The 15,109-nt window shown below is 67.0% G+C and carries 18 protein-coding genes; 10 read left to right on the top strand and 8 right to left on the bottom strand.

The features are described from left to right. The first annotated feature begins 179 nt into the window (after nucleotides 1-179). Nucleotides 180-1,454: an acyl-CoA dehydrogenase family protein gene (locus OG405_RS21795; RefSeq protein WP_327148324.1), complete on the top strand. Its 1,275-nt coding sequence runs from the start codon at nucleotides 180-182 to the stop codon at nucleotides 1,452-1,454. 49 nt (nucleotides 1,455-1,503) lie between these two features. On the opposite strand, the gene OG405_RS21790 is transcribed toward OG405_RS21795, so the two are convergent. Then, nucleotides 1,504-2,352: an alpha/beta fold hydrolase gene (locus OG405_RS21790; RefSeq protein ID WP_327148323.1), complete on the bottom strand. Its 849-nt coding sequence runs from the start codon at nucleotides 2,350-2,352 to the stop codon at nucleotides 1,504-1,506. 57 nt (nucleotides 2,353-2,409) lie between these two features. Here OG405_RS21790 and OG405_RS21785 point away from each other — a divergent pair, with 57 nt between their 5' ends. Genes OG405_RS21785 through OG405_RS21775 form a run of 3 tightly spaced genes read left to right on the top strand, consistent with a single transcriptional unit; the run spans nucleotide 2,410 to nucleotide 4,179 of the window. Beyond that, complete coding sequence (locus OG405_RS21785) at nucleotides 2,410-3,192, top strand: exodeoxyribonuclease III (RefSeq protein ID WP_327148322.1); 783 nt, start codon at nucleotides 2,410-2,412, stop codon at nucleotides 3,190-3,192. A 10-nt stretch (nucleotides 3,193-3,202) separates the two neighbouring features. Then, a complete protein-coding gene (locus OG405_RS21780; RefSeq protein WP_327148321.1) occupies nucleotides 3,203-3,697 on the top strand; it encodes a ribonuclease domain-containing protein in 495 nt (164 codons plus the stop codon). Further along, nucleotides 3,697-4,179 carry a barstar family protein gene (locus tag OG405_RS21775; protein ID WP_327148320.1) on the top strand — a complete coding sequence of 161 codons (483 nt, stop codon included), beginning with the start codon at nucleotides 3,697-3,699 and terminating at the stop codon, nucleotides 4,177-4,179. Before OG405_RS21780 ends, OG405_RS21775 begins: the two co-directional genes overlap by 1 nt. 25 nt (nucleotides 4,180-4,204) lie before the next feature. On the opposite strand, the gene OG405_RS21770 is transcribed toward OG405_RS21775, so the two are convergent. Next, nucleotides 4,205-4,840, bottom strand: a complete 636-nt coding sequence (locus tag OG405_RS21770; protein ID WP_327148319.1) for a TetR/AcrR family transcriptional regulator — start codon at nucleotides 4,838-4,840, stop codon at nucleotides 4,205-4,207. A gap of 420 nt (nucleotides 4,841-5,260) precedes the next feature. After that, nucleotides 5,261-5,539 carry a hypothetical protein gene (locus OG405_RS21765; protein WP_327148318.1) on the bottom strand — a complete coding sequence of 93 codons (279 nt, stop codon included), beginning with the start codon at nucleotides 5,537-5,539 and terminating at the stop codon, nucleotides 5,261-5,263. A gap of 188 nt (nucleotides 5,540-5,727) precedes the next feature. Here OG405_RS21765 and OG405_RS21760 point away from each other — a divergent pair, with 188 nt between their 5' ends. From OG405_RS21760 to OG405_RS21750, 3 genes are all read left to right on the top strand, one after another. Then, nucleotides 5,728-6,606 (top strand): helix-turn-helix domain-containing protein, encoded by an 879-nt coding sequence (locus OG405_RS21760; protein ID WP_327148317.1) that lies wholly within the window; start codon nucleotides 5,728-5,730, stop codon nucleotides 6,604-6,606. After that, a complete protein-coding gene (locus OG405_RS21755) occupies nucleotides 6,603-6,815 on the top strand; it encodes a DUF397 domain-containing protein (RefSeq protein WP_327148316.1) in 213 nt (70 codons plus the stop codon). Before OG405_RS21760 ends, OG405_RS21755 begins: the two co-directional genes overlap by 4 nt. Before the next feature lie 137 nt (nucleotides 6,816-6,952). Beyond that, entirely contained in the window at nucleotides 6,953-7,165 is a 213-nt protein-coding gene (locus tag OG405_RS21750) for a DUF397 domain-containing protein (protein WP_327148315.1), read from the top strand. An 86-nt stretch (nucleotides 7,166-7,251) separates the two neighbouring features. Here OG405_RS21750 and OG405_RS21745 read toward each other — a convergent pair whose 3' ends face one another. Next, complete coding sequence (locus tag OG405_RS21745; RefSeq protein ID WP_327148314.1) at nucleotides 7,252-7,476, bottom strand: hypothetical protein; 225 nt, start codon at nucleotides 7,474-7,476, stop codon at nucleotides 7,252-7,254. Nucleotides 7,477-7,505: 29 nt separating this feature from the next. Next, nucleotides 7,506-7,685 carry a CopG family transcriptional regulator gene (locus OG405_RS21740; RefSeq protein WP_327148313.1) on the bottom strand — a complete coding sequence of 60 codons (180 nt, stop codon included), beginning with the start codon at nucleotides 7,683-7,685 and terminating at the stop codon, nucleotides 7,506-7,508. A 227-nt stretch (nucleotides 7,686-7,912) separates the two neighbouring features. On the opposite strand from OG405_RS21740, the gene OG405_RS21735 reads away from it, so the two are divergent. The 3 genes from OG405_RS21735 (at nucleotide 7,913) to yhjD (ending at nucleotide 11,084) form a co-directional block, all read left to right on the top strand. Beyond that, nucleotides 7,913-8,866, top strand: coding sequence for an oxygenase MpaB family protein (locus OG405_RS21735; protein ID WP_327148312.1), 954 nt, complete (start codon nucleotides 7,913-7,915; stop codon nucleotides 8,864-8,866). Between the two features lie 109 nt (nucleotides 8,867-8,975). Continuing rightward, nucleotides 8,976-10,010 (top strand): tryptophan--tRNA ligase, encoded by a 1,035-nt coding sequence (trpS, locus tag OG405_RS21730; protein WP_327148311.1) that lies wholly within the window; start codon nucleotides 8,976-8,978, stop codon nucleotides 10,008-10,010. Between the two features lie 45 nt (nucleotides 10,011-10,055). Continuing rightward, entirely contained in the window at nucleotides 10,056-11,084 is a 1,029-nt protein-coding gene (yhjD, locus tag OG405_RS21725; RefSeq protein WP_327148310.1) for an inner membrane protein YhjD, read from the top strand. Between the two features lie 34 nt (nucleotides 11,085-11,118). On the opposite strand, the gene OG405_RS21720 is transcribed toward yhjD, so the two are convergent. From OG405_RS21720 to OG405_RS21710, 3 genes are all read right to left on the bottom strand, one after another. Next, nucleotides 11,119-12,417 (bottom strand): D-alanyl-D-alanine carboxypeptidase family protein, encoded by a 1,299-nt coding sequence (locus OG405_RS21720; RefSeq protein ID WP_327148309.1) that lies wholly within the window; start codon nucleotides 12,415-12,417, stop codon nucleotides 11,119-11,121. A gap of 48 nt (nucleotides 12,418-12,465) precedes the next feature. After that, nucleotides 12,466-13,563, bottom strand: coding sequence for an adenosine deaminase (locus tag OG405_RS21715; RefSeq protein WP_327148308.1), 1,098 nt, complete (start codon nucleotides 13,561-13,563; stop codon nucleotides 12,466-12,468). Nucleotides 13,564-13,636: 73 nt separating this feature from the next. After that, the gene (locus OG405_RS21710) at nucleotides 13,637-15,064 is read right to left on the bottom strand and encodes a thymidine phosphorylase (RefSeq protein ID WP_327148307.1); all 1,428 of its coding nucleotides are present in this window, start codon (nucleotides 15,062-15,064) and stop codon (nucleotides 13,637-13,639) included. Nucleotides 15,065-15,109 lie beyond the last annotated feature (45 nt).

Genomic DNA, 15,109 nt, shown 5'->3' with positions numbered 1-15,109 from the left:
ATCCCCGGTAGACCTCGTGTATGTCTTCGCGAACGGTCGCGCCCGCCCGGCACCCCGGATTTCCCGGTTTCCGGTGCCTCCTTCGCCAAGAACTGGCAGGGTGTCAACAAGGCGGGCGAATCGAGGGGTTCGCCCGGTGGTTTACGCCGTAATGCTGCTGGTGATACCGGAGGACGACGATGTTCGAATGGTCCGATACCGACCTGATGGTCCGCGACGCGGTGCGGACGTTCATCGATAAGGAAGTGCGACCCAACCTGGACGCGCTGGACAGCGGGGAGATGCTGCCCTATCCGGTCCTGCGCAAGTTGTATGCGGATTTCGGTATCGGTGCCATGGCCGAAGAGGCTCTGCACAAGCAGCTGGCGGCGAAGCAGGCGGCCGCAAAGGGCACAGGCGGCACAGACGGCACAGACGGCACAGACGGCACAGAAAAGCCTGCCGCGGAACGCTCCGGCAGCGGCTTCGATCAGCAGAGCATGATGGCTGTGCTGACCAGCGAACTCTCCGGTGTTTGTATGGGTCTGTGCAGTTCGCTCGGGGTGAGTACCGGGCTGGGCGGCGCCACCATTCTGTCGCGGGGCACGCTCGCGCAGCAGCAGCGGTGGGTGCCCGATATCGTCAGCCTCCGAAAAATCGCCTGCTGGGCGATCACCGAACCCGATTCCGGGTCGGACGCTTTCGGCGGGATGAAAACGTATGTGCGGCGCGATGGCGACGACTACATCCTCAACGGTCAGAAGACGTTCATCACCAACGGACCGTTCGCCGACACACTGGTCGTCTACGCGAAACTGGACGAGGGCGACGGCACGCCGTCACGTGACCGCAAGGTGCTCACCTTCGTCCTCGACAAGGGTATGGAGGGCCTCACTCAGGGCAGACCCTTCAAGAAGATGGGTCTGCACGCTTCGCCTACCGGGGAACTGTTCTTCGACAATGTCCGTCTCGGCCGCGACCGGTTGCTCGGGGAAACCGAGGAGCATCGCGGCGGTGACGGCCGTGAGAGCGCCAAATCCAGTTTCGTGGCCGAACGGGTCGGAATCGGGTTCATGGCGCTGGGTGTGATCAACGAATGTCTGCGGTTGTGTACCGATTACGCACGCGACCGGAAACTGTGGGGTCAGGAGATCGGCCGCTTCCAGCTGATCCAGCTCAAGCTGGCGAAGATGGAGGTCGCCCGGATCAATGTGCAGAACATGGTCTTCAACATCATCGAACGTGCGAAGGCCGGTAAGCCGCTGAGCCTTTCGGAAGCGTCGGCGGTGAAGCTGTACTCGTCGGAGGTTGCGACGGAGGTGGCGATGGAGGCGGTGCAGCTGTTCGGCGGCAACGGCTACATGTCCGAGTACCGGGTGGAACAACTCGCACGCGACGCGAAATCACTGATGATCTACGCGGGCAGCAACGAGATCCAGGTGACCCACGTGGCGAAGGGTCTCCTCGGGAGCTGAGTGCGAACGGCGGGACCCCGGGGGCCTCGACCCCGCAGGCGGCGCGGAACTACACAGCCCGCAGGTGATCGCGACTGGCGTAGATGTGTTCGGCGATCAGGTTCGCGATCCGCTCGGGATCCTCCAGCATGGGTACGTGACCCGCCCGGTTCAGCATGATCCGATCCGCCGTGGCCGGTAGTTCGCGCAGGAACCGGCGACCGTACCCCGAAGGGGGCAGGACGCGATCGGAGTCGGCGAGGATCAGTCGGATCGGGGTTGTCAGATCGGACATATTCGCCAACGACGGTCCGTGCAGGGTTCCGGCAGTCAGAGCGGGCAGCGCCGGACAGTGCAGCGCCGCCAGGATCACGGCGTCGATGTCCGCGCGGGACACCGCGCGGGTGTCCCGCGTCAGCAGATGCGCCATGGCCCACCGCACGATCCGGCTCCGCACCGGGCGGTCGCCCAGCCGACCGGCGATTTCGAGGACCGGAATCATCGGCATGATCTTGGCCGCCGCGAGGATCTGTCGCGGTGACGGGGTTTTCCAGCCGCCGGCCGGGGCGATGGCGGTGAGTGTTCGCGCTCGGCCCCGGCGCGCCAATTCGATACCGATCCAGCCGCCCAGGGAGTTGCCGGCGATATGGCAGGTCCGCCACCCGAGATCGTCGAGCTGTGTTTCGATGCGGTCGGCGAGGGTTCGGGCGGAGTAGCGGCCGTCCGCGAATTCCGGTCCGCCCCAATGCCCGGCCAGGGCAGGCGCGAAGACCTCGCACCGGCCGGCCAGCAGACCCGCGGTCTGCTCCCAGCAATGTGGCGAGAGCATGACACCGTGGAGTAGCAGCAGCGGGGCGCCCGATCCCAGATGTAGCGCCGCGACCGGCTCGGGTGGGGTGGTTGCGGAGGTGCCTGACATCGGTGTCGTCACCCCTTCCTGGCATGTGGTGGTGACACGTCATTGTACGGTCGGTGGGTGCCTTACATCCTCTCCACCGTCAACGTCAATGGGGTCCGGGCCGCCGCCGGCAAGGGGCTGCTCGCCTGGCTGGCTCGGACCGAGGCCGATATCGTCTGCCTGCAGGAAACGCGAGCCGACGACACGCAGGTCGCGGCCGCGCTCGCGCCGGCGCTGGAGCAGGGCTGGGAGTTGGCGCACGCCGAACCCGGGTCGAAGGGCCGGGCGGGGGTCGGGGTGCTGTCGCGGCGGCCGATCGAGTCGGTTCGGATCGGTGTCGAACCGGATAGCGAGTTCATCGGGACGGGCCGGTACATCGAGGTCGAGCTCGACGAGGTCACCGTGGCGAGCGTGTACGTCCATACGGGAGAGGCGGATACGCCCCGGCAGGACGAGAAGTACCGGTTCCTCGACGAACTCGCCGCCCGGATGGCCACTCGCACCGGCGCTTTCGTCATCGCCGGTGACTGGAATATCGCCCACACCGAGCGAGACCTGAAGAACTGGAAGGGGAACCTGAAGAAGTCCGGTTTCCTTCCCGCCGAAAGGGCTTGGCTGGACAGGCAACTGGCGGCCGGATACGTCGATGTCGTCCGGGAACTTCACCCGGAGGGTGACGGCCCGTTCAGCTGGTGGTCGTATCGTGGGCGCGCGTTCGACACCGACACCGGCTGGCGGATCGATTACCAGCTGGCGACACCGGCGGCCGCCGACCGGGCGAAGCAGGCGGTGGTCGAACGCGCCGCGACCTATGCGGAGCGCTGGTCCGACCATGCTCCGGTGACGGTCCAGTATCGATGAAGGGGTAGTCGTGCGAGCGAAAGTTCTGAAGGTCCTCTCCGCGGTGGGCGCGGTGGTGGTGGCGATCGTGGTGGCCCTGCTGAGCGCTCAGAGTGGGGACGACAGCGGGTCGACGGCCGCGGCGCCGGTCTCCGGCACCGCCGTGACTTCGGCGCCGACCGGTGGGAAGCCCGCGCCCGGCCGGACCACCGCGACCGATGCGCCGGTGGTGTCGAAGGTGGCCGGGGTACCCGACCGCGCCTATGCGACTCTCGCGGAGATCGATGCGGGCCGCTGGCCCGATTCGGCGAACGCGCCGGGAACCAAGGGCGGCGTCCCGTTCGGGAACCGGGAGGGCCGCCTGCCCGCCACCGATTCCGCGGGCAAGGCCGTGAAATATCAGGAGTGGGATGTGAACCCGAAGAAGCGGGGACAGTCCCGCGACGCCGAACGCATCGTCACCGGTAGCGACGATTCGGCCTGGTATACCGGCGACCACTACGACACTTTCACCAGGATGCGCTGATGGCCGAAGCCCTCTCGCTGGCCGATTTCCTCACCCTCCCGCCCCGGGAACAGCTCGCCGCCGGTATCTCGCCGCCGGCTACCGGCTCGGTGACCGTGGACGCCGCCGAGTTCAGCAGGGTGCGCTACGGCGCGCCCTCCGGGTACCGGGTGCGCGAGGTCCGGGGCAGCCGGATGCGCACGGTGGCGGCGTTGTTCGACGAGTTCGCCGCGGCGCTGCAGTTCCCGTACTACTTCCGGCCGAACAAAGACGCGTTCGACGAATGCCTGTTCGACCTCGCGGATCTGCTCGGGGACGCGAGCGGTTATGTGGTGGCGGTGCGGGATGCCGAGCAGCTACTCGCGGACGTGCCGCAGGAGCGGAAGTGGTTCGATTCGGTGATCGCCGAATGCGCGGGGTTCTGGATTTCGCGGGAGGTGGCGTTCCGGGTCGTGCTGCAGGGAGCGCCGGTCGGACTGACAGCGGTTCCCGTCCGTCTCTGACGACACCGGCCGGGCCGGGGCGGGTTCAGTCTCCGCGGCGCGCGAAATCCTCGCCGAGCAGGACGAAGACATCCGTCGTGTAGTCGATCAGCTCATCCCGACTGATCGGCAGATCACCGCGGACCCAGCCTGTCAGCGTCTGGACCAGCCCGCCCACCAGATAGGTCGCCCGGAAATCGATCACCGGGTCCGGCGCGGGATCGGTGACGCCGTAGAACTCGGTCCCCTCGCTGGCTACCAGGCGGGCGAACACGCGGATGGTTTCGGTGGTCCGCGCCCGCAGCGCGGGCGTAGCCATCGCGGCGACCATTGTGACCTCGGTTTTGCGGGGATCATCGGTGAGCAGGTGGATACCGGCGGTGATGGCGGCGTGCGCCTTGGCTCGCGAATCATCGCCGGCCTGCCGCAGAGCCGCCGCGATGGCGACCACCAACTCCTCGGCGATACCGTCGATCAGCGCGCTGAGGACGTCGTCGCGGCTGCTGAAACTCTCGTAGTAGTAGCGCTCGTTGAGCCCGGCCTCCGAGCACATCCCGGACACGGTGAGCTTGTCCATGCCGTGGGTGCCGATGATCTCCAGCGCCGCGCCCAGGAGCGCGGACCGTCGCTGTGTTCGCCGTTCCTCCGCGGACAAACCGCCATAGGTGCGCTGGGCTGCCATCCCTCGATGATCCCAGTGCCCGGGCTCACCCTCCCACGGGGGAGGCCGGGTCGTCGGCAGCGGGGCCGGGGCGGGGTTGTCGCCGCGAGGGGCGCGGACCCCGCTGTGCTCGCGCTCGGCTCCTTTCATCGGTGGTCCCGCGGGTGCAGGATCGGTGGGTGCCGTCCTCTGTCGAGGACCCCGATTCCGGTCCATGGGCACGGCCGGTGGTTGTGCGGGCCGATACGTCCGGCCCGGATGGGCGCGAACTCGCGGCACCCGCCCGGGCAGCCGATCGAGGACAGCGGACCCCAGGGTGTCCCGCCGCGCACAGCTATGCGCAACTGGCGGGCGGTGATGAAGGGACGACATCCGCACGGGGGCGGGGTGCGGTGGACGCCGACACCGATCCACGGTCGGGTGTGCCGGGTGCATGCGGTATCAGTGGACATACCGCGTCTCCGGGTGGGCGGCTCGGTAGCGGGCGATGACACCGTCGATCTCGTGTTGCTGCCGGGGCATGTGGCCGGTGCTGCCGACATCGAGGTCGCGGAGGGCCCCGGCGACCCGTTCGAGGGTTGCGCGGTCATAGCATTCGGCTGCCTGCCAGAGGTGTGCGGCGGCGGCCGACTCCCGACCGTTCGGGGTTGTTCGCCGCGGTAGCGCCGGTAGTGCGGTCGCCGGCCGTTCGGCTGCGTGGTTGCTGGGGATCTCCGGCATGGATACCTCCGGTCGAAGGGCGGTGGTCGAAGCGGTTGATCCGCACCAGCACAACGGATTTGCCGACAGCCGCCGAGCCGAAATGGATAATCCAATCGGATTGATCAGAAGCGCGAGCGTATTGTCCACAGATCGTGCGGGGGCCATCCAGGAATCCGGGCGAACTCATCCAGAAAAGGCAGGTCAGCATGGCGGATATCGGCTCGACCCTCCCGCGCCGCCAACTCGGGAGGTATCTACGGGAGCTGCGGCAGGGCGCCGGGCTGACGATCGCGGAACTGGCGCGCCGGATCGAGCGCGGCGCCACCACAGTCCAGCGGCTGGAGACCGGTAGCGCCGACCGGATCAGGCTCTGGGACATCGAGGCGATCAGCCGGGTGTGCGGTGCAGACGAGACCACGATCGAAGCCCTGAAAGGTCTTGCCCAGCAGGGCAACAGCAAGAACTGGTGGCATCAGTACGGGGATCTGATCCCCCTGAACTTCGATGTGTACATGGGGCTGGAGGCGGGAGCGAGGCGGCTGAGCGCATTTCAGGAATTGGTGCCTGGGCTGTTGCAGACACCTGATTACGCGCGGACGCTTACCCGGCTCGCGCATCCGTCGGAGCCTGATAGTGAGGTTGCTCGGCGAGTCGAGATGCGAGTACGCCGTCAGATTCTTCTGACAAAGAGGGCGGAACCGCTGCCGGTAGATGTCATTCTGGATGAATCGGCGCTGCACCGGGTCATCGGAAGTCGGCGCGTGATGGAAGCGCAGCTGCGACACCTGGCAGATCTGGGGACCAGGGCGAATATCGAGATCCGCGTCCTGCCGTTCGCCGCGGGCGTGCCACTAGGTGATCTGGCGGGACCATTCATAATTTTGGACTTTGCCGGACCCACAGACGGAGACCCCGCAGAGCCGCCCGTCGTGTATGCCGAGGGTTTCACCGGGGATATGTATTTCGAGGATGCGGATCTTGTCGAGCGGTATCGCAGCGCGTACGCCCACCTGCGGCGGGTAGCATTGGATCCGCAAGACAGCAGGAAACTGCTTCGTGAGAAGGCAAGGGAGTTCGCAGGGTGAGCGTTGATCGATCCGAGGCTCGCTGGTTCAAGAGCAGTTACAGTGGCGGCAGCAGAGAGTGCGTCGAGGTAGCTTTTCTTGACGAAGGTGTGGTCGGTGTCCGTGATTCGAAGGATCGTGGTGGTCCGGTGCTGGCTTTCTCGCCTGCCGAGTGGGATGCCTTCACCGTGGACGCTCGTTCGGGTCGGTTCGACGGGAATCATGCCTGAGTGATCGTGCCCGGGCCCCGGACCTGTTGGGTCCGGGGCTTTTTCGTATCGGGGTAGTCAGCTGACTTGCGGCGGGTAGCGTTGGATTCGCAAGACAGCGGGAAGCTGCTTCGTGAGAAGGCAAGGGAGTTCGCAGGGTGAGCGTTGATCGATCCGAGGCTCGCTGGTTCAAGAGCAGTTACAGTGGCGGCAGCCAAGATTGCGTCGAGGTAGCTTTTTTTGACGAAGGTGTGGTCGGTGTCCGTGATTCGAAGGATCGTGGTGGTCCGGTGCTGGCTTTCTCGCCTGCCGAGTGGGATGCCTTCACCATGGATGCTCGTTCGGGTCGGTTCGACCGGAACCATGCCTGAGTGATCACGCCCTGGACCTCTTGGGTTCAGGGCTTCTTCGTGTTCGCGTTCGAAACGGGGCGCCCGCGACTCGGCTGCCGGACCGGCTATTCGTCGTCGGGTAGGAGGCGGAAGTAGTTGTAACCGGTCAGCGGGCGCATCGCGCGGAAATCGCGCCGATCCAGAGTCGAGACGACGTCCGTGTCGTAATCGGCCGCCAGTGCCACGTTCACCGCATCGGCCAGGTCCAGCTCGAGGTCGTGGTATCTCCGCTCGACCGCGCGAGCCGCCGTCAGAGTCTCGAGCCGTGCCTCCGGAATGGTGAAACGCATCCGATCCACCTGTGTGAACAGGAAATCCATCACGGGCCGTCGAACAACGGGAAGTCCAGGGGCTCGTTCCACACGCGCATTTTCTGCGCCGCTCGATGAATGGCCTGACGGATGATCTCGGCTTCGGAAACTCCCCGACGGGCTGCTGCCTCTTTGATGACGGCAAGGTCCTCGGGATCGGCGTAGACAGTCGTTCGTTCCAGTGGCATGTACCTATGTTGGTACACCTTCTGGGCTGCTCGGGTGGCTTCGATCGGTAGCCGCCCGGTCGGCGTGGGTCTTCCGGTCTTCCGGTGCCGGCTCGATATCCCGGTTGGCGCGTCTCGGCCTCGAGGGGTTTGGTGGTGGGTCTTGCCAGAATTCGATAACTGGTGAATCCTATTGCCAGATGCGCGGTTGCGCAGTGCTCGGTGGTGAGCTGGACCAGGAGGCTGAGATGGCCGTGGATAGCGGATATTTCTCCGACGATTCGATGATCCGGCGGGTGATGCGCAAACGCGCCGTCGGCCTCACCTACGGGCTGCGGGCGCTGGTGATCGGCGCGGTCAACCCGCTGCTCTACGTCGGGACCGCCGAATCGACCCAGCACCGGGATACGCCCTACACCCGGCTCGCGCTCACCGGGAACCTCTTCGAGGCCGTGTTCTTCGGAACCCGGGAGGAGGCCGACCGGGCGCTCGAGTTCACCGGGAAGAAGCACGCCCAGGTGAAGGGCCGGCTACCGGAGGACGCGGGCGCACGCCACCCGGCGGGGTCGGCGTATTCGGCCTACGACCCGCATCTGAGTTTCATGACCATGGCGTTCACCTTCGAATCCGCCGAGGTCATGTACGACCTGCTGGTCCGGCGGCTCAGCGATACCGAACGCGAGGACCTGTACCAGGACTATGTGCGCTGGGGGGAGCTGTTCGGGATGCCACGGGAAGCCGCGCCCGCGGACTATCGCGCGTTCCGGGCCTATTTCGACCGCTACCTGGCCTCCGATGAGTTGTTTCTGACCGACGAGGCGCGCATCGTGGGCAACTATCTGTGCGGGCACGTCGTCCCCTACCCGCAGCGGACACCGGGCAGGCAGGTGAGTTCGGCGTACTACCTGCTGGTGCAGGGCAGCCTGCCCGGGCGGATCCGCGATATGTACGGGATCGACTGGAAACTTACCGACGAGATCGCCTATCGCGGGCTGGCGCGGTCGGTGCGCAATGCGCACGGGGTGCCGTCGGTGCTGGTGCCGCGGCCGGTCAAAACGGCGTTGAACGGGCCGAGCGCGCCGATGTACCGGCTGATCACGAAGCAGGAGCAGCGCCTGGCCCGGGAGGGGAAGCGCAGTATGCCCGGTATCGATCCGCGTCGGCACGCGCGAGTCGAGCTCGGAGGCGGAAGCGCGGCGTAACCACGCAGGGCCCTCGCTGGTGCCCGATGGACGCCAGAGCCCTTGCTCGTGCCCGATGGCACGGTGGGCGGATCGGAATTCGGCTTGATCCACATGCGAAGATCGGAGCATGTCCAGTCCTGCGCAGACCCCGGCCGCCGGGGAACGTAAACAGCGGGTGCTCTCCGGTATCCAGCCGACCAGTGCCTCGTTCCATCTCGGGAACTACCTCGGTGCCCTGCAGTACTGGGTGAACATGCAGGACGATTACGACGCGCTGTACTTCATCCCGAATATGCACGCGATCACCGTGTCGCAGGACCCCAAGGAGTTGCGCCGCCGCACCCGGGTCGCGGCGGCGCAGCTGCTGGCACTGGGTATCGACCCACAGCGTTCGACTCTTTTCGTGCAGTCGCAGGTGCCCGAGCACGCCGAGTTGACCTGGGTCCTGAACTGCCTCACCGGGTTCGGTGAGGCGAGCCGGATGACGCAGTTCAAGGACAAGTCGGTGAAGCAGGGTGCCGACAACACCACCGTCGGCCTGTTCACGTATCCGGTGCTGATGGCGGCCGATATCCTGCTCTACCGGGCGCAACAGGTGCCGGTGGGGGAGGATCAGCGCCAGCATCTGGAGCTCACCCGCAACCTCGCCCAGCGGTTCAACACCAGGTTCAAGAAGACCTTCGTCGTTCCGGAGGCCCATATCGTCAAGGGCACCGCGAAGATCTACGACCTGCAGGACCCCACCGCGAAGATGAGCAAATCCGCCAGTTCGGACGCGGGCCTGATCAACCTGCTCGACGATCCCGGGGTGACGACGAAGAAGGTGCGCTCGGCGGTCACCGATACCGAGCGCGAGATCCGCTACGACGTCGAGAACAAGCCGGGTGTCAGCAATCTGCTGGTGATCCTGTCGTCACTGACCGAGACGCCGATCGTGACCCTGGAAAAGGATTACGCGGGCCGCGGATACGGCGACCTGAAAGTCGACGTCGCCGACGCACTGGTCGAATTTGTCACGCCTTTGCGTGCGAAAGTGGAAGAGTACATGGCGGATCAGGGTGAACTCGATCGCATACTCGCCACCGGCGCCGAGCGTGCGCGCGAGATCGCCGGCAACACTCTCGCACAGGTTTACGACCGGGTCGGGTTCCTGGCTCGCTGATACCGGTCGGTCGGCCGTGCGCGTGGGCGATGAGGGGCGCGAACAGTGCAGGTGATCGACAACGGCAAGGCCGCCGTCAAGCGCGTGATCGGACAGCGACCGTGGCTCGACCATCTGGTGCGCGCGGTCGGTAGATATCAGAGCCAGGGTGGCGATTACTACGCGGCGGGTATCACGTATTTCACTGTGCTGTCGCTGTTCCCGCTGTTGATGATCGCTTTCGCCATCGCGGGTTTCGTCCTCGCGGGCAATGCCGAGCTGCTCGGTGAGCTGCAGGAGAAGGTCGTCGAGAACATCCCGGGCGAGATGGGTGACCAGCTCAACGATCTGATCGACCAGGCGGTGCGCTCCCGCGGGACGGTAGGTGTCCTGGGTCTGCTCACCGGGCTGTATTCGGGCATGGGCTGGATGGCGAATCTGCGTAAGGCGTTGACCGAACAGTGGGAGCAGCCCTCGGACGAGGACAATTGGCTGCGCACCAAACTCTCCGATCTGGGGGCGCTGTTCGGTCTCTTCCTGGCTCTGGTGGTGTCACTGGGACTGTCGGCGCTGGCGTCGAGTCGGCTCGGCGTGCAGTTTCTCGAACTGATCGGACTCGAGCAGATGCCCGGGGTGCGCTGGCTGCTGTGGTTGCTGTCCACCGTGCTCGCCATGGTGGCCTCGTGGGCATTGTTCGCCTGGATCATCGCGCGTCTGCCCCGGGAACCGGTCACGCTGCGCAGTGCGCTGAAAGCCGCCGCTCTGGCGGCGGTGGGGTTCGAGGTGTTCAAGAACATCGCCGGGATCTATATGCGGTCGGTGCTGAACAGTCCGGCCGGGGCGGCCTTCGGCTCGATCATCGGCATCATGGTGTTCAGTTACGTGGTCTATCGGATCATCCTGTTCGCGACGGCCTGGGCGGCGACCTCCCGGGAGAACGAGCAACTGACCTCGGTGCCGGTGCCCGGACCGGCCATGATCCGGCCGCGCGTGGCGAGCGGGCGGCCGGGACTGTTCGGCGGTGCCGCGTTGTTCGGCGCGGGCGCGCTCGCCACGCTGGGTGTCGCCCGGTGGCAGCGCCGGCGGCGGGACTAGACCGCCGGACGCTCCGGGGTGCGGCCCGGCCAACTCAGCGGTGACGCGTCCGGATATGCCAGGTGCTCACCAGCAGGATCGGGACCAGGATCAGCGCACCGACCAAGAGCAGCATCCAGAGCTCTTCGAACTGGCCGCCGCCCTGCGGTTGAGCCGAATACGCCACGGCGTCCTGCGGCGGAACCGCCGTTTCCGGTCCGGCTGCGCTGGATTCGGTTTCGTCGCCGGGGATTTCACCGACCGTCGTGTTCGGGCCCAGTGCGAAGCCGTAGTCGAGTAGGCGCGCGGCCTGCTCCCACGGCCGGATCGGCAGCACATCCGCCTGAAGCAGGGTGACCGCGAGGCGGTGGCCGTCGCGTTCCGCCGCGGCGACGAAGGTTTGGCGGGCGTCGTCGGTGTAGCCGGTTTTGCCGCCGAGGGCGCCGGGATAGTTGTAGAGCAGGCCGTTGTCGTTCGCGATCGGGAAACCGGGATGGTCCTGATCGCCGGGGATCCTCGGGTCGGCGGGAAACCCGGGGAAGTCGTACTGCTCGGTCTCGATCATCTCCGCGAACAGCGGGATCGACATGGCCTCCCGGAACAGCAGAGACAGGTCGTAGGCCGAGGTACTCATCCCGGGCCCGTCCAGTCCGGACGGAGTGGCCGCGCGGGTGTCGTAAGCGTGCAGCGATTCCGCGAGGTCGTTCATCTTCACCACCGCGGCCTCGTCGCCGCCCAGTTGAGCGGCCAGTGCGTGGGCGGCATCGTTACCGGACGCCATCACCAGGGCGTGCAGCAACTGCCGGTTGGTGTAGCGGCCGCCCGGCCCGATTCCGACCCGGGTGCCTTCGACATCGGCGTCGGCCTGGGTACCCACGACGACCTTGTCCAGGTCGAGGGTGCGGAGCGCGATGATCGACAACAGCACTTTGATGGTGCTGGCCGGTCGGTACCGGCCGTGCGGGTCCTTGGTGGCGAGGACCGCGCCGGTATCCAGGTCCGAGACCATCCAGGCGGTCGCGGAAATATCCGCGGGCAGCGCGGGCGCACCGGTGGGCAGGACCACACCGCATTCTCCGAGCCGTTTGCCGCCGACCGGGGAATCGGGGACCGCTAGTGGCACCGGCGCCGATTCGCCCGGTTCCGGGACCTCGGAGGCATCGATCGCCGGGGGCGGTTGCGTCTTCTGTGGACAGGAATCGGTGACCGGCGTGGTGAACGGGGTCGTGGTGGGTGGTGCGGGCTGTGCTGTCGCGGGCCCGCATACGATGGTCGTTCCGGCCGCGAGAACCGCGGCGGCGAGCACCGAGCCGAGCAGACGGAGGGTGCGCTGGTTTTGCTGCCTGTTGTACATCGACGCCGAGCCTAGATGGCGCTGCGGGCGCGGCCGTCCACAGCCGGTTCAGCCCAGCAGTACCGCGTATCCCGGTTTGATGATGTCGTCGATGATGCGCAGCCGCTCGGGGAACGGGATGAACGCCGACTTCATCGCATTGATGGTGAATCGTTCCAGATCACTCCAGCCGTAGCCGAAGGTCTGGTGCAGTTTCAGCATTTCCCGGCTCATGCTGGTATCGCTCATCAGCCTGTTGTCGGTGTTCACCGTCACCCGGAAGCGCAGCCGCGCAAGAAGATCGAACGGATGCTTGTCCAAGGAGGGCACCGCGCCGGTCTGGACATTCGACGACGGGCACAACTCCAGCGGTACCCGGGTATCGCGCACATAGGCCGCCAGCCGCCCGAGCCGGGCGTTCTCGATCCCGCCGGGTACCTCGATATCGTCGACGATGCGGACCCCGTGCCCGAGCCGGTCGCAGCCGCAGAACGCCAGCGCTTCGTGGATCGACGGCAACCCGAACGCCTCACCCGCGTGGATCGTGAAATGGGCGTTGTTGACCCGCATGTATTCGAAGGCGTCCAGATGACGGGTGGGCGGGTACCCGGCCTCCGCGCCCGCGATATCGAACCCGCAGACCCCCCGGTCCCGGAAGCGGATCGCGAGCTCCGCGATCTCCCGGGACCTCGCCGCGTGCCGCATAGCGGTCAGCAGACAGCGCACCACGATGGGCTGCCCCGCTCCGGCGGCGGCCGCCTCGCCCGCGGCGAACCCGGCCAGTACGTGTTCGACCACCTCATCGAGGGTCAGGTCCGCGGCGAGATGCTGTTCGGGCGCGAATCGCACCTCGGCGTAGACGACACCGTCCGCGGCGAGATCCTCCGCGCATTCGCGGGCCACCCGGTGCAATCCTTCGGGAGTCTGCATCACCGCGACGGTATGGGTGAAGGTCTCCAGATAGCGCTCCAGCGAGCCGCTGTCGGCCGCGTCCCGGAACCAGCGGGCCAGTGATTCCGCGTCCGCCGCGGGTAGCCGGTCGTATCCGCAGTCCGCGGCGAGGTCGAGCACGGTGGCGGGCCGCAGGCCGCCGTCGAGGTGATCGTGCAGCAAGGCTTTCGGCGCCCGGCGCAGCGTTGCGAGATCCAGCGGCAAAGGTCCGGTCATGTACCGACGGTATCGCCGAATGTCTCGCAGGTCAGCCGGACGCCCGGAAACGTCTCGCCTCTTCGGCTGCCGCTCACCCTGAATTCTTCCCGTGGTCAGCGGCCGGATACGGATGCGTGTGGCCGGTGACCCGACCCGAGCGGGCGGGCGAGTGCCCGGACTGCCCGTGCGGTGTCCAGTGGTGGCCGGAGTGGACGCCGCGCCGGTCGGGACCGATCCGGTCGAGGACCAGTGGGCCGCGGGCGGGGCCGCCGGTGGATTCCGTGTCGATGGTGATCGATTCGGCCAGCGCCTCGAACGCGCGCGGAAACGCTTCGGGGGTATCGGTGTGCAGCGTGAGCAGCGGTCGGCCGGCGATGACCCGGTCGCCCGGGCCCGCGTGTATCCGGATCCCGGCACCGGCCTGGACCGGGTCGCCCTGACGGGCCCGGCCGGCGCCCAGCCGCCAGGCGGCGATACCGATTCCGCGCGCGTCGAGCCCGGTCAGGATGCCGGAGGAGGGGACGGACAGGGTTTCGGTGTGAGCGGCGGCGGGCAGCGGTGCGGCGGGGTCGCCGCCCTGGGCGCGGATCATCGCCCGCCAGTGGTCCATGGCGCGGCCGTCGGCCAGTGCCGCGGCCGGGTCGGCGTCCAGACCTGCCAGCGCGACCATCTCGCGGGCCAGGGCCAGCGTGAGTTCCACGACATCGGCCGGGCCACCACCCGCGAGTACCTCCACGGCTTCGGCGACTTCGAGCGCGTTGCCCGCGGTGCGGCCCAGCGGAGCGTCCATGGCGGTGAGCAGGGCCACGGTGTCGACGCCGGCATCGGCGCCGAGTTCGACCATGGCGGTGGCCAGCGCGTACGCGTCCTCGCGGGTGCGCATGAACGCACCGGACCCGACCTTCACGTCGAGTACCAGGGCGGCGGTGCCCTCGGCGATCTTCTTGCTCATGATCGAACTGGCGATCAGCGGGATGGATTCGACGGTGCCGGTGGTGTCGCGCAGCGCGTAGAGCCGTCTGTCGGCGGGAGCCAGGTCGGCCCCGGCCGCGCAGACCACACACCCCGCGGCCGGGTCGGTGAGGATCTCGCGCATCCGGCCGGGCCCGATATCGGCCCGCCAGCCGGGAATCGATTCCAGTTTGTCCAGGGTGCCGCCGGTGTAACCCAGTCCGCGCCCGGACAGCTGCGGTACGGCCGCACCGCAGGCCGCCACCAGGGGAGCGAGCGGCAGGGTGATCTTGTCACCCACACCGCCGGTGGAGTGTTTGTCCACCGTCGGCCGGGGGAGATCGGTGAAATCCAGACGCCGACCCGATCGGAGCATCGCCTCGGTCCAGCGCGCGGTCTCGCGGCGGTTCATCCCCCGCAGCACGATCGCCATGGCCAGCGCCGCCATCTGCTCGTCGGCCATCTCACCGCGGGTGAACGCGGCTACGGCCCAGTCGATCTGTGCGTCGGACAGTTCGCCGCCGTCGCGTTTGGCCCCGATGATGGATACCGCGTCGTGTGCCGTCACGACCCCAGTCTGGCAGCGTCGCGTGGCCGATGCGGTGCGCCGGCG

Origin of the sequence: Nocardia sp. NBC_01329 (assembly GCF_035956715.1) — a bacterium.
GTDB lineage: Bacteria > Actinomycetota > Actinomycetes > Mycobacteriales > Mycobacteriaceae > Nocardia.
Note: the sequence above shows the minus strand (reverse complement) of the source record. Positions and strands in the feature narration are given on the sequence as shown.